The 13,448-nt window shown below is 70.3% G+C and carries 11 protein-coding genes; 5 read left to right on the top strand and 6 right to left on the bottom strand.

Translation table 11 applies throughout. The features are described 5' to 3' along the window. The first annotated feature begins 32 nt into the window (after window positions 1–32). Window positions 33–296: a hypothetical protein gene (locus ACEXQC_RS09475; RefSeq protein WP_374820868.1), complete on the top strand. Its 264-nt coding sequence runs from the start codon at window positions 33–35 to the stop codon at window positions 294–296. Between the two features lie 87 nt (window positions 297–383). Here ACEXQC_RS09475 and ACEXQC_RS09470 read toward each other — a convergent pair whose 3' ends face one another. After that, on the bottom strand, window positions 384–2,732 hold the full coding sequence (locus ACEXQC_RS09470; protein ID WP_374820865.1) for a phosphatase PAP2 family protein: 2,349 nt from the start codon (window positions 2,730–2,732) through the stop codon (window positions 384–386). 208 nt (window positions 2,733–2,940) lie between these two features. Here ACEXQC_RS09470 and ACEXQC_RS09465 point away from each other — a divergent pair, with 208 nt between their 5' ends. Continuing rightward, window positions 2,941–3,870 (top strand): EamA family transporter, encoded by a 930-nt coding sequence (locus tag ACEXQC_RS09465; RefSeq protein WP_374820863.1) that lies wholly within the window; start codon window positions 2,941–2,943, stop codon window positions 3,868–3,870. Here the strand turns inward: ACEXQC_RS09465 and ACEXQC_RS09460 are convergent. From ACEXQC_RS09460 to ACEXQC_RS09440, 5 genes are all read right to left on the bottom strand, one after another. Then, window positions 3,851–5,044, bottom strand: coding sequence for a Fic family protein (locus ACEXQC_RS09460; RefSeq protein WP_374820860.1), 1,194 nt, complete (start codon window positions 5,042–5,044; stop codon window positions 3,851–3,853). The two genes, ACEXQC_RS09465 and ACEXQC_RS09460, sit on opposite strands and share 20 nt — an antisense overlap. A 100-nt stretch (window positions 5,045–5,144) precedes the next feature. Further along, entirely contained in the window at window positions 5,145–5,705 is a 561-nt protein-coding gene (locus ACEXQC_RS09455) for an SIS domain-containing protein (protein WP_374820857.1), read from the bottom strand. Between the two features lie 65 nt (window positions 5,706–5,770). After that, on the bottom strand, window positions 5,771–6,781 hold the full coding sequence (locus ACEXQC_RS09450; RefSeq protein ID WP_374820854.1) for an ABC transporter permease: 1,011 nt from the start codon (window positions 6,779–6,781) through the stop codon (window positions 5,771–5,773). Window positions 6,782–6,786: 5 nt separating this feature from the next. Then, the gene (locus tag ACEXQC_RS09445) at window positions 6,787–8,292 is read right to left on the bottom strand and encodes a sugar ABC transporter ATP-binding protein (protein ID WP_374820851.1); all 1,506 of its coding nucleotides are present in this window, start codon (window positions 8,290–8,292) and stop codon (window positions 6,787–6,789) included. Between the two features lie 66 nt (window positions 8,293–8,358). Beyond that, window positions 8,359–9,435, bottom strand: a complete 1,077-nt coding sequence (locus tag ACEXQC_RS09440; RefSeq protein WP_374820848.1) for a sugar ABC transporter substrate-binding protein — start codon at window positions 9,433–9,435, stop codon at window positions 8,359–8,361. 232 nt (window positions 9,436–9,667) lie between these two features. On the opposite strand from ACEXQC_RS09440, the gene ACEXQC_RS09435 reads away from it, so the two are divergent. From ACEXQC_RS09435 to ACEXQC_RS09425, 3 genes are read left to right on the top strand one after another with little or no spacing between them, the layout of a single operon-like run. Continuing rightward, complete coding sequence (locus tag ACEXQC_RS09435; RefSeq protein WP_374820846.1) at window positions 9,668–10,507, top strand: class II fructose-bisphosphate aldolase; 840 nt, start codon at window positions 9,668–9,670, stop codon at window positions 10,505–10,507. A gap of 11 nt (window positions 10,508–10,518) precedes the next feature. After that, window positions 10,519–11,985: an FGGY-family carbohydrate kinase gene (locus ACEXQC_RS09430; RefSeq protein WP_374820844.1), complete on the top strand. Its 1,467-nt coding sequence runs from the start codon at window positions 10,519–10,521 to the stop codon at window positions 11,983–11,985. Beyond that, window positions 11,982–13,400 (top strand): FGGY family carbohydrate kinase, encoded by a 1,419-nt coding sequence (locus ACEXQC_RS09425; RefSeq protein WP_374820841.1) that lies wholly within the window; start codon window positions 11,982–11,984, stop codon window positions 13,398–13,400. The genes ACEXQC_RS09430 and ACEXQC_RS09425 overlap by 4 nt, the downstream gene beginning before the upstream one ends. The last annotated feature ends 48 nt before the right edge of the window (window positions 13,401–13,448 follow it).

The following is a 13,448-nucleotide window of genomic DNA, read 5'->3' as shown; positions in this document are numbered from 1 at the left end:
CGTCTGCGCGCGGGGCGGCGGAGGATGGGTGCGTGACCCACACCGAAATCACCGTACTGAACTACACCGTCAACGCCGATGTCTACGCCCGCTACGGCGCCGACTTCGACACCGAGGCCGTCAACGACGAGATCCTCCGCATCCTCAACGCCGAGGCGCCCGCTGGCGTCACCATCCAGCGCAACGGCCGCGTGCTGGCGGAGGACTCCGCCCTCGAGACCGCCCGCAGCACCGACTGGGCCTCGATGCTCAAGCGCATCGACCTCGACAGCATCCTCGCCAAGCACGGCAAGTAGCGTCGGGACCGGTCAGACGGCGATCGCCCCGCGCCTGGGAGGGCACGGGGCGATCGGTGTCGGGGCAGGGCCGCAGGGGCCCGTGCGTCAGCCGGCGCGGCGGGCGCTGGTCACGCGCGACCGGAGGGCGACGACCGCGGCTCCGAGCCCGAGCAGCCCGAGGGCGGCGAGGGGCAGCAGCGGCGGCACGACAGCACCGGTCGAGGCGAGGGACCCGGGCTTACCGGAGCCGGCAGGCGCCGGAGTCGCGGTCGGCGTGGGCGTGGGCACCGCAGCCGCGGTCACGAGCCCGGAGACGGACGCCGTGCGCGTGGCCGGCGTGTAGCCCTCCTTCGAGCCGGTGACCTCGACCGAGAGCTGACGACCGAGGTCGAGCTGCACGGGCGTGTACGAGGCAGCGGTGGCACCGGCGATGGCCTGGCCGTCGCGCATCCACTTGTAGTCGAACTGCACGGGGGCCGGAGCCCACTCGCCGGGCGCCACGGTGAGGGTCTGCCCAACGACGGCCGCGCCGGAGATGCGGGGGGTGCCGGGGGTGAGGGTTCCGACGGCGGGCGTGGTGTTGACGAGGTGCACGGCACCGTCACGCACCTCGATCGAGGGCGTGTAGCCCGCGGGGAGTCCCGTGACCTCGAGGGACGAGACGTCGATGCCGGCGGCCGAGCCCGTGAAGGTCGCGATCACCTGGTCGTCGGCGGGCACGAAGCCCTCGGCGAGTGCGATCGACACGGCACCCGTGAGGTCGAGGCCACCGGCCACCTGCAGTGCGGGCGAGTCCGACCCGACCGTGAGGTCGAGGGAGGCATCCGCGTCGACGGCGAGGTCGCCACCGATGACCACGGGAGCATCCACGGTCTCGGCGAGCGCGCCGGCCGTCACGTCCACGGATCCCGCACCGAGCGCGGTCGCCGCAGCGGCCACGAGCGATCCGTCCGAGAGGGTCGTGCCACCGGTGAACGAGTTGTCGCCGGTCAGGGTGAGCACACCGGATCCCGTCTTGGTGAGCGAACCGGCGCCCTCGATGTCGTTGCGCCATGTGTCGGCGGCGCTGTAACCGCCATCGGCGGCATCCATCTCGACGATCACGTCGGTGGAGAAGGCGCTGTAGCCGTCGGCAGCGGCGAAGAGGTTGAGGCGACCCCAGCCCTCGTCGTCGTCGAGCAGCGCGTAGCCGGACTCGAGTGCCGTCGACTGCAGCACCCAGCGGCGCTGGTCGGCGGTGAGGTAGGGCTGGCGGGTCTCGAGGAGCACCTCGGCGCCCTTCGGCACCACGGCGGAGACGGTGGTGTCGCCCACGCGCGGGAGGCCGTAGGTGAGTCGCTCGGAGTAGAGCTCCTCGTTGCTGCCGCGGTCGGCGAACGGGTCGTCACCCGTCGGCTCGGTCGCGAGCAGCTCGAGGGCGCTCTGACGTGCCCGCTCCTTGAGGTCGGCGTTGCCGGGCTGGTTGAGGGCGGCGGCGGCCACGGCGGTCGACATCATGCGGCCACCGATCACGTCGGCGGGCGAGTGCATGCCGGCCACGATGCGGGTGTTGCCGATCTCGGAGGCGCTCGTCAGGATCTCCTGGAAGCGCTCGGGGGTCGAGTAGGCGAACGCGAGGCTGGCGAGCCAGGCCGCGTTGGTGTGACCGCTCGGGTAGCCGCCGTCGGTGAGCGCCTCGGCATCCGTCTTCTTCGCGGGCTCGAGAGTGGGGAGCACGATGACCTCGTCGCTCCAGCGGAACGGGCGAGCGTAGTTGTAGAAGGCCTTCGACGGGTTGGTGGAGGCCGAGCTGTTGCGGAACTGGTTGACGAGCTCGACCATCGGCCCGTAGGTGCCTCCGACGTCGGCCCAGGTGCCGTTGGAGTTGCCGGCGTCGTCGTACTTCACGGTCGTGGCATCCGCCGGGATCTCGTCGGGGATGGTGGTTCCCGCGTTCACGCCCGTGCGGAAGGTCTCGGCGTAGGGGCCGAAGCCGTCGATCGCCGTGTAGTTCTGGTTGCGGCGGTCGGCGAGGTAGGCGGCGGTGGCCTGCGCCTCGGTGCGGGTGCGGGTGATGCGCGCGGCCTCGCTGATGTTGGCGTCGAGCACCGTGGGGTTGGTGATCGTGCCGACGCTCTCGGGGATGAACTTGCCGTCGGCGTCGAACGCGGCCGTGGCGGGCACCTCGGGGGTCCAGTAGTCGAGCATGGGCGAGAGCAGCCCGATGGCGGCGTTCGTCTCGGGGCTCGTGTTGGAGGTGGTGTTGGTGGCCCAGGCGTCGACGTAGAAGCGGCCCCAGGCATCCGGCTGGGGAGCGATCGAGGCGGTCGGGTCGGCGGGTGCCGGATCGACGGGTGCGGCCTGGGCGGGGGCGGCGAGGCCGAGGGCGAAGGTCGCGGCGAGTCCTGTCGCGGTCGCGATGCGGAAGCGCTTCGAGCGGCGGGTTCGGCGCGGAATGGTCGGGTCGTGAGTCACGGGTATCTCCACTGGTGGTCGTCATCCGGGCTGTGGCACGGATCTGCCTGAGTACAGCCGATGGAGGTGAAGCGCAGGGGGGCGGAGGGTGAACAGGCGCTCGCGGTCGCGCACGTGCTCCCGTTCAGCACCACTGTGAACCTCCGCCACATCGTGGATGAAGCAACGCTCGCTTGCCCCGCCGCACCCCGCCGGGGAGGCTGAGGGCATGTCGACCCGAGACCGCCTGCTCGCCGTGCTCGTGGCCGTGCTCTGGGGGGTCAACTTCACGGCCATCCACTTCTCCCTCGAGCACTACCCGCCGTTCTTCCTCGTGGGGCTGCGCTTCCTGGTGCTCGCCATCCCGACCGTGCTGTTCGTCAAGTGGCCCGGCGTCAAGGTGCGGTGGCTGCTCGGGTACGGGCTGGGCTTCGGCATCCTGCAGTTCTCTTTCCTCTATGCGGGCATGGCCGCGGGCATGCCGCCCGGGCTCGCCTCGCTCGTGCTGCAGGCCTCTGCGCCGTTCACCGTGGTGCTCGCGGCGGTGTGGCTGCGCGAGAAGCTCACCCTCGTGCAGGGCATCGGCATCCTCATCGCGGTGGCCGGTCTCGGCATCATCGCGGCGGATCGGGCCGGCGTCTCGGCGCTCCTGCCGGTCATCCTCACGCTGTGCGGGGCGCTGGGCTGGGCGTTCGGCAACATCTGCAGCCGGCAGGCGCAGCCCACGAGCCCGCTCGGCCTCACGCTGTGGATGTCGGTGGTGCCGCCTGTGCCGCTCATCGCGCTGTCGCTCGTGGTGGAGGGGCCGGAGCTCGTCTGGAACTCGCTCGCGACGACCTTCACGCCCGAGGCGCTGCCGGCCGTGCTCGGGCTCGTCTACACGGTGGTGCTCGGCACCATCGTGGGCTCGGGCATCTGGGTCACGCTCATGAAGCGCAACCCGTCGAGCCAGGTGGCACCGTTCTCGCTGCTCGTGCCCGTCGTGGGCTTCACGAGCGCGTGGCTCGTGCTCGGCGAGATCCCGAACCCGGCCGACCTCCTCGGCGGCGCGGTCGTGATCGCGGGAGTGCTCGTGGCCACGACGACCTGGCGCCCGGGCCGCCGAGGCCGCCGCGCACCCGCCATCCCCACCGACCCCGTCAGCGCGGCGCGCCCCTGAGCGCACGCTCGCCGAAGGCGTCGAGCGCCGCCAGCACCTCGTTCGCCGCCCACCGCCGGTTGCGCCGCCCCCCGCCCGACTGCTCGAGCACTCCGGCGTCCACCAGCCGGTCGATGCTCGACTGCGCGGCGACGTCGCTCACCTTGAGGGCCGCGGCCACCACCCGATTGGTGACCACCGGCTGCCGCAGCAGATACGTCTTGAGCCGGTGCACCGACGAGTCCGACCGCACCGTGACCTCCGCATCCCACCGGTCGCGCGCCTCCAGGAGCTGTTCCGCAAGGAGCCGCCCGTTGCGCACCGCCGCGAACGACGCGTCGGCGATCGCCTCGATGATCGGGCCGGGATCGCCGCCCCGGTACGCGGTCAGCGCCGCGAAGTACCCGGGCAGATCGTGCAGCAGCCCCGCCGAGACCGGCACGGTCACCGTGCGGGTCACCCGCCCCGCCCGCAGCATGCCCTGCACGAGCGCGCGACCGGTGCGGCCGTTGCCGTCCGGGAAGGGATGGATGGTCTCGAACTGGGCGTGCACGAGTGCGGTCTGCGCGAGCACGGGGATGTCGGTGCGCCTCGCGAACGCCATCACGTCGTCCATGAGAGCCGGCACCCTGTCGTGGTGCGGTGGCACGAAGGTCGCCAGGTGAGGCGAGATGCCCCGGCTGCCGATCCACACCTGCTCCTGCCGCCACCTGCCCGTGATGGAGGGGGCGGTCTCGTCGAGCAGCGCGCGGTGCATTGCGATGACGGATGCGGGGTCGAGCCGATCGGCCAGTTCGATGGCCGCCTCCATGGCATGCACGTTGCCCACCACGAGCCGCGCGTTGCCCGAGGTCGCCTCGCCGATCTCGGCCAGCGCGAGCTGCTTCGCGCTCGACGTGATGTCCTCCACCTGTGAGCTCGAGGCGCTCTCGGTGCGGAGCAGGATGGCCGAGAACGGCGCCGCGACCATGCCCAGTTCGGCGTCGAAGCGAGTGAGAGCCGCCGTTGCGTCGTCGGCCAGAGCGAGGAGCTCACTCGGCAGAGTGACGGGCAGGCCCGCGATGAACGGCGGAACCGCGGCCTGGTAGGGGCCGGCCGCCGCCTGATGCGCGCGCCGCGAGGTGTCGCTCGAGTAGTCGCGCTCCCACGGATGCGCCTCGAACGTCGCCTCGGGCCAGCTCGGAGGGTTCGCCATGCTCCACTGTACCAAAGGCTGGACGGCTAGGGTTCGGTATGGGAGGTCCTTACCATCACTTAGCGCGTCATCTGATGGTGAGGACGCCGCTCACCTTCGGCTACTCGAAGTTGCGGTGGCGGGCCACGAGGTCGTCGAAGCGGGCTCCCGTGCGGCGCACGAGCATGAGGTAGAGCACGTCCCAGAAGATCCAGAGCGACTGCTCGAAGAGACTGCCCATCGGCTGCACCGTGTCGACCACATCGCCCTCGGCTCCATAGGTGCGCGCGGGGATGGTGAGAACGATGTCGGCGAGCTGCGCGGTCGGCCCGTCCGGCATCGCCGTGGCCACCAGCAGGGTCGCCCCAGTCTTCTTGACCTGCTCGGCGATGTAGTGCAGGTGCGGGATGTTCGCCGGCCCGGTGGGCATGATGAACAGGTCGTCGGCGGTCACAGCCGGGGTGGTGTCATCCCACCCCCAGTGCACGGTCTTGCCGAAGTGGGTGAGCCGCATGGCGAAGGCCTTGGTGCCGAGCCCCTCCCGGCCGATGCCGAGCACGAAGATACGGGAGTGCTTCTCCAGGGCGTCGAGCGCCGCGGTGATGTTCTCGAGCGGCACCCGCTCGAACACCTCGCCGAGCTCGGCGACGACGGTCGAACTGATCTCACGGAATTCCGACATCAGCGGTCCTTTCGGGGAATCGAGCAGTTTCGGTATGAAGCAGAGGGGGTGTGGAGCGGGCCGCGTCAGCGCAGCCCCGGCTTGGCGCCGAACCGCCCCACCAGCAGCGCGAGCAGGATGACGGCACCGTACACGGCGTTGATCCAGAACGTCGGCACCCCAGCGAGGGTCAGCACGTTCGTGAGGGTACCGAGCAGCAGCACACCCATCAGAGCACCGATGATGCGCCCCTGCCCACCCGTCAGCTGCACGCCACCGATGACCGCGGCGGCGAGGGCGCTGAAGATGAGGTTCTCCCCCATGCCGCTCGTGACCGACGCCAGCCGGCCGGCGAGCATGAGACCCGCGAAGGCGGCCAGGGCACTAGCGGCCACGAAGGCGGTGATGAGCACGAAGTCCACCCGGATGCCCGCCGCCCGCGCCGCCTCGGTGTTGCCGCCGATGGCGTAGAGCGCGCGGCCCCAGGATGTGTAGCGCAGCAGCAGGCCCGCCACGAGGAAGAGGATGGCGGTGACCCAGATGGCCGCGGGCACACCCGCCCAGCGCGCCGATCCGATGTAGCGGAACGCATCCGGCAGCCCCGCCAGGGTCTTGCCCTCGCTGATGCCGAGTGTGATGCCGCGCAGGAGGATGAGCATCGCGAGCGTCACGATGAACGGATCGAGCCCCAGCTTCACCACGAGGAACCCGTTGATCAACCCGATGAGCATGCCGATGCCGAGCGTCACCACGATGGCCGCGAGCGGACTGATGTCGGTGCCGAGCCCACCGACCGCGGCGGGGATCATGAGCCACGCCGCCACCATGGGCGCGAGCCCCACGGTGGATTCGAGCGAGATGTCGAGCTTGCCCGTGATGAGGATGAAGGTGAGCCCGATCACCACGATCCCGAGCTCCGACGACTGCCGGAGGATGAGCGTGAGATTGGCCGCCGAGAGGAAGGCGGGGCTCACGAGAGCACCCACGACCACCACGATGGCGAGACCGGGGAGCACGCTGAGCTCACGCAGGTTCTTCACGACCCCGCGCATGACGGGGCTCTTGGTGGCAGAGGGGCGGGTGGCTGTGGTCTGCATGATCTTCACTCCAGGCCTTCGATGGCTCTAACGATGTCTTCTTCGGTGGGTTCCGCGAGCTCCGCGGCGATCCCGCCCTCCCGCATGATGAGAACGCGGGGGCTGACCAGCAGCTCCTCCACGTCGTCCGAGATGAGGATGACGGCCACCCCGTCGGCGAGCGCCTTGAGGATGAGCCCGTAGATGGCGTCCTTCGCGGCGATGTCGACACCCGCGGTGGGCGAGATGAGCACGAGGGTGCGGGGCTTCCTGGCGAGGGCGCGGGCGAGCACGACCTTCTGCTGGTTGCCGCCGCTCAGCCCGGAGACCGCGAGATGCGGGTCGGGTGGCACGAGGGCGACGTCGGCGATCAGCTCGCGCGAGACGGCCACCCGACGACGCGGGGAGAAGAATCCGGCCGGGGCGAGCTGGTCCATGACGCCCATCGTCATGTTCTCGGCCACGCTCAGCTGCGGCACGTAGCCGTCGCGGTGGCGGTCGGCGGGCACGAAGCCCACGCCTGCGCGCTGCGCCGCCTTGACGTCTCCGGTGCGGATCGCCGATCCCTCGACGCTCACGCTGCCGCTCGCGAGCCGACGGAGACCCGCGATGGCCTCACCGACCGCGTACTTGCCCGAGCCGCCGCTGCCGCCGATGGCCACCATCTCGCCGGGCACCACGCGGAACGAGACGTCGGTGAACGAGCCCGCCCGATCCGTGGCGCCCGAGACCTCGAGGGCGGCGGTGTCGGTGAGGTCGATCGAGCCGGTCTCGGCGCGATGCCTGCGCTGCTCCTGGCCCGCGAGGAGGGCTTCGACGAGGTCATCGGATCGGATCTCGTCGCCCACCCGCGACCACAGCAGTCGCCCGTCCCTGAGCACGGTGGCCGAGTCGCACAGGGCGGTGACCTCGCGCAGGAAGTGGGAGACGAACACGAAGGTCACGCCCGACGCCTGCAGCTCCTGCACCTTGTCGAAGAGCCGCCGGATGGCCGCGCCCTCGAGCTGCACCGTGGGTTCGTCGAGCAGCACGATCCGGGTGCCCGCCTCGAGCGCCTTCGCGATCGTGAGCATCTGCCGCTCCTCGATCGGGGCGTCGGCGAGCAGCATTCGCGGATCGAGGTGGATGTTCCACTCCGCGAGGATGCGCTCCGACTCCTCCTGCATGCGCCGCCACGACACCCCGGCGCGGCCCGTGGGGAGCCGGCCGGTGAACAGGTTCTCGGCGATCGTGAGGTTGGCGAACACCGAGGGCCGCTGGTAGACGGCGGCGACGCGCTGCTGCCAGGCCTTCGGATCGGATGCGGCGGGCGCCAGCTCGCCGAAGAACTCGATCGAGCCGGTGTCGGGCTGCTCGAGGCCGGTGATCATGCGGAGCAGTGTGGACTTGCCCGCGCCGTTCCGCCCGATGAGGCCGTGCACCTGGCCGGGCAGCACGGTGACGGAGACGTCGCTGAGCGCTTTCGTCGCCCCGTAGGTCTTGCTCACGCCGTCGATGCGGATGGCGGGTACGGTGCTCGGTGAAGTGGTCATGACGTCTCCGTCTCGTGTGCTGCTGGTGGCTCTGGTGCGTCTGGCCCTGCGAGGGCGATCGGACTGCTACTGCACTCCGAAGGCCTCGAGCGCGAACTCCTTGTTGCCCCAGAGCTCGGGGTCGTCGACGTTCTCGCTCGTCACCACGGGGGTGGGCAGAAGGTCGACGAGGTTGCCGTTGCGCTCCTCGATGACACTGCCGTGGTCGGTCTCGCCAGCCTCGAACGTCTCACCGGCGACCGCGCGGGTCAGGTAGTCCACGCCGTAGTCGATGTAGTCGGTCATGGGCTGCGCCACGGCGGCGTCGAGCCAGCCGTCGCGGATGGCCGTCATGGCCATCGGGCTCGCGTCCACCGAGACCTGCACGATGTGGCCGGGCTCACCCACCGGGATGAGCTTCCCGAGCGAGTCGAGGGTGTCGAGGATCGTGGGGAAGAACGTGGCGTCGCTCTGGTTGTAGATCCCGGCGATGTTGTCGTACTGGTTCATGGCGGTCTCGATGCCCGCGGCCGCCTTCGCCGGGTCCCACTCGGTGGCCACGTTGACGAGCTCCACGTCGGGGTAGTTCTCGGCCATGCAGTCGTTGAACCCGTTGGTGCGGTCGCGACCGTTGGAGGTGACGGGGTCGCCGTCGAGCGTGATCACGGCGGAACCGGCCTCGACACGCGAGCCCATCTCCTCGCACGCGAGAGCTCCCATGTTGACGTTGTCGGCACGCACGATCATGGCGATCTTGCCCGAGGCGGGAGCCTCGTCGATCGCGACGATCGGCACACTCGACTCATTGGCGTACTCGATGGCGGGCACGATCGCGTCGGCGTCGCCCACCGAGATGACGAGACCCTTGGCGCCCTTGTTGATGAGGGTCTGGATGTCGGTCAGCTGCTGCGAGGCGTCGCGGTCGGCGTTGGTGGAGGGGATGGTGGCGTAGCCGAGCTCCTCGAAGCGCTCCATCGAGCCCACGTTCTCAGCGTTCTGGAACGGGTCGGTGTGCGGCTGGGAGTAGCTCAGCGGCGTGTCGGCGGGGCTCAGTTCTCCCCCGTCGCCGGTGGCGGCGGTGTCGCCGCCGGCGCATCCGGCGAGCAGGAGCACGGATGCTCCGAGGCCGAGAAACGCGATGCTCGATTGTGCTGCGGTTCGCATTGCAGACTTCCTCTCTGAAGTGGCAGGACCACGTACTCGACCGACGTCTCGTCGGCTCGTCCGCACGGTAGTACGGCTTGTACGTACAGAACATACATCGGGGATCTCGTCCGGCACAACTCGGATTCGCAACCCGGCCATACTCATCGTCCTGTCTGTACGTACAGACTCGACAATACGGACGCTTTCGAGCTACTGTGAGGCCGACAGCAGCACGGCGAAAGGACGTCCCATGGGTTTGGTCAGCGGTATCGAGGTCATCGACGAGTGCGTCTCCCGGGGTCTGGTGGCCGGCGCCTTCAACACCACGAACCTCGAGACCACGATGGGCATCATCGCCGCGGTCGAACGCGTCGGCGTTCCCACGTTCATCCAGGTGGCGCCCACCAACGTGGCCCTCTCCGGCTACGACTACATCTACGAGATGGTGGCCCGCCGGCTCGAGGACTGCCCCGTTCCCGTGGCTCTGCACCTCGACCACGGCAAGTCGCTGCAGGCCGTCGAAGACGCCCTCGCCGCGAGGTTCACGTCGATCATGATCGACGACTCCGAGGCCTCCTACGAGCAGAACATCGCCACGTCCGCCCGAGCGCGCGAACTGACTCCAGCCGGCGTCGCCCTCGAAGCGGAGCTCGGGAGCATCGGCGGCAAGGAGGACGACGTGGCCCCTGATCACGCGAGCACCACGGATCCCGAGCAGGTCGCTCGTTTCGTCGACGAGGTCGGTGTCGACATGCTCGCCGTGAGCGTCGGCAACGTGCACGGCTACGCTCCGAACGCGCGGATCGACTTCGACCTGCTGGCCAGGGTGCGCGAGGCGAGCAGAGTGCCGCTCGTGGTGCACGGCGGATCCGGTCTGCCCGCCGAGCAGCTCGGCAGGTTGAGCGAGTTCAACGTGGTGAAGGTCAACGTCGCGAGCGACCTGCGCAATGCCATGATCCGCGCGTTCGGCGAGGCCTACGCGGCCGATCCGAACGAGACCTCGCTCATCCGCGTGTCGACCGAGGCGGTCACCGCCATCACGGACGTGGTCGAGCGTCGCATCCGCACGCTCAACCCCTCCGCGGCCTGACGGAGGACCCCGTGCTGCCTACGATCACCGTCGATGTGGGAACCACGAGCGTGAAGCTCAGCCGCTTCGACGCCTCCGGCCGCCTGACGGCCTCGAGGCGCGCGGCGACCCCGACGAGGGCGGATGCGTGGGGCGCGGTCTACGACGTCGACGCCCTCCGCCTGCTGCTGCTCGGGTTCATCGCCGACCTCGCGCCGGCGGAGCGGGCCGTCACGGGGCGCATCGCCCTCACCGGTGTGGGCGAGTCGGGCGGACTGGTGCGGCCCGATCTCACGCTCGCGTCGCCCATGATCCTGTGGCACGACCAGCGGGGAGCCGCTCGGCTCGAGCGCCTCACGACCGCGGAACGAGCAGAGGTGTACGCCGTCACCGGCCTCCCGGTCAATGCGAACTACGGGCTCTCGAAGGTGGCCTGGGCGCTCGAGCGCTCGGCCTCGGGTGATGAAGGGGCCGTCTGGCTCAACGTCTCGGAGTACCTCGCGGCGGTGATGACGGGTCGCAGGTGGTCGGAGTATTCGCTCGCGAGCCGCACGATGGCGCTCGACCTCAGGAGCCGCACGTGGTCGGCGGAGATCTGTGCCCTCCTGGGGCTGGACGTCTCCGTCTTCCCCGAGCTGCGCGCGGCGACCGAGGGCTCACCGCTCTCCGCCGACTTCGCCGCGGAGAGCGGGCTGTCGGCCGACACCGTGGTGCATGTGGCCGGCCACGACCACATGGTGGGCGCGGTCGGTGCCTCGCTCGCGCCCGGCGAGCTGCTCAACTCGACCGGCACCACCGAGGGGCTGCTCTTCCTGCGCTCGGCCCCGAGCCTCGACGACTCCTCGGCGCACGCGAAACTGGCGAACGGGATCGCCTGCACAGGGCCCGACTACACCGTGTTCGCCTCGATCCCCACGGGCGGGTCGGCGTTCGCGACGCTCCAATCCCTGCTGGGGGTGGATGCGCGCGAGCTCGGTGCGTCGATCGGCCGGCTCCACGAGCAGTACCTCGCCGGGTCGCTCGACCCCCGCACCGCACCCCTCGTGCTCCCGCGGTTCCGCGGGAGTCCACCGCCCGACAAGATCGCGGCGGCGCGCGGGATCGTGGCAGGCCTCGGCTCCGATGCGACGTCCGACGACCTGGTGTTCGGCTGCTTCCTGGGCATGGTGCTGCAGTTCCGCGACGTGCTCGAGCTGTTCGGTCAGCGGCCGGATCGAATCAAGGTGATCGGGCCCGCCGGAGGCAATCCGCTGTGGCTGCAGCTCAAGGCGGATCTGCTCGCGACGCCCCTCAGCGTGTCGACCTTCCCCGAGGTGGTCTCGCGCGGTGCGCAAGCGCTCGCCTCCGGCTCCAGCCCCGGCTCCGGCGGTTGGGAGACCTGCGCCCCCCACGACGTGGAGCCAGACGCCCGACGGAGCACGGTGCTGCGCGAGTGGTCCACCGACATCCGCCCCCAGTGGGAGCACCTCAAGGCCACGCCCGTGGGAGTCGGACGATGACGCTCGTGGCCGGCATCGACTCCTCCACGCAGGGGTGCAAGGTGACCGTGCGCGACCTCGAGACGGGAGCGCGGGTGCGCGAGGGCAGGGCGGGCCACCCCGCTCAGACGATCGTGGACCCCGCGGAGTGGTGGAACGCCCTCCTCACGGCGGTGAGCAGAGCCGGAGGGCTGCACGACGTGGCGGCTGTCTCGGTGAGCGGCCAGCAGCACACCCCCGTCTTCCTCGCGGCCGACGGTAGCGTGGTCTGCGATTCACCGCTCTGGAACGACACGGGTTCGCACGCCCAGATGGTGGAGCTCAACAGCGAGCTGGGGCGCGACGAGTGGATCCGCCGCACCGGGCTCCCGCTCACGCTCTCGGACACGGTCACGAAGCTGCGCTGGCTGCGCGAGGTCGATCCGGTTTCGGCTCGTCGCACCGCTGCCGTGGCCGTGGTGCACGACTGGCTCACCTGGAGACTCCTGGGCTTCGGGCCCGGCGCCGCTGACTTCGACCGGCTCACGACGGATCGCTCCGAGGCGAGCGGCACGGCGTACTGGTCGGGCGAGACGGGCGAATACTGCCTCGACCTGTTCGAGCACGCCTTCGGCAAGGCGGCGGAGCTGCCGCAGATCCTGGATCCGCTCGATGTCGCGGGTGAGACGGGGCACGGCATCCCCGGCATCCCCGCCGGCATCCCCGTGGGGGTCGGCAGCGGCGACAACGCGGCCGCGGCTCTGGCTCTGGGGCTCGCCGAGGGCGACGCCGTGCTCTCGCTCGGCACCTCGGGTGTGGTGTACGCGCGCTCGGCCCGGCCCGTGCACGACTACGCGGGCTACGTCTGCAGCTACGCCGATGCCACGGGCGACCACCTCCCACTCGTCGCCACGCTCAACGCCGCCCGCAACTTCGACGTGGGCGCCGCCCTGCTCGGCTGCACGCACGCCGAGCTGTCGGAACTCGCCCTGCAGGCACCGCCCGGCGCGGAAGGGCTCACCCTCCTCCCCTACTTCGAGGGCGAACGCACGCCCGACCTCCCGCACGAGCGCGGCTCGCTGCACCGGGCATCCCTCTCCAACTTCACCCGGGCCAACTTCGCCCGCGCGGTCGTGGAGGGCACGCTCGCCAGCCAGACCGAGATGCTCGATGCCCTGGCCGCCTGCGGGGTGAACCCCCGCCGGCTGCTGCTCATCGGCGGGGCCGGGCAGTCACCGGCCGTGCAGGAAGTGCTCGCCCAGATGGTCGCCATCCCGGTCGTCGTGCCCGAGCCCGACGAGTACGTCACGAAGGGGGCGGCCGCGCAGGCCGCCTCGACCCTCACGGGGTCGTTCCCGACCTGGCCGGTCAGTCTCACCGAACTGGCGGCGGCCCCGCTCGAGCCGAGCATCGTGCAGCAGCACAGCAGCGCCAAGGCGGCACTCGGCTACCCGTGAGTTCCGGGTGAGGCCCGCGCAATAGGATCGCTACGGTCGAGAGTGCGC

Origin of the sequence: Herbiconiux liukaitaii (assembly GCF_041927495.1) — a bacterium.
Taxonomy (GTDB): domain Bacteria; phylum Actinomycetota; class Actinomycetes; order Actinomycetales; family Microbacteriaceae; genus Herbiconiux; species Herbiconiux liukaitaii.
The sequence above is the reverse complement of the archived record's forward strand: the minus strand, read 5'-3'. Positions and strand labels throughout refer to the sequence as shown.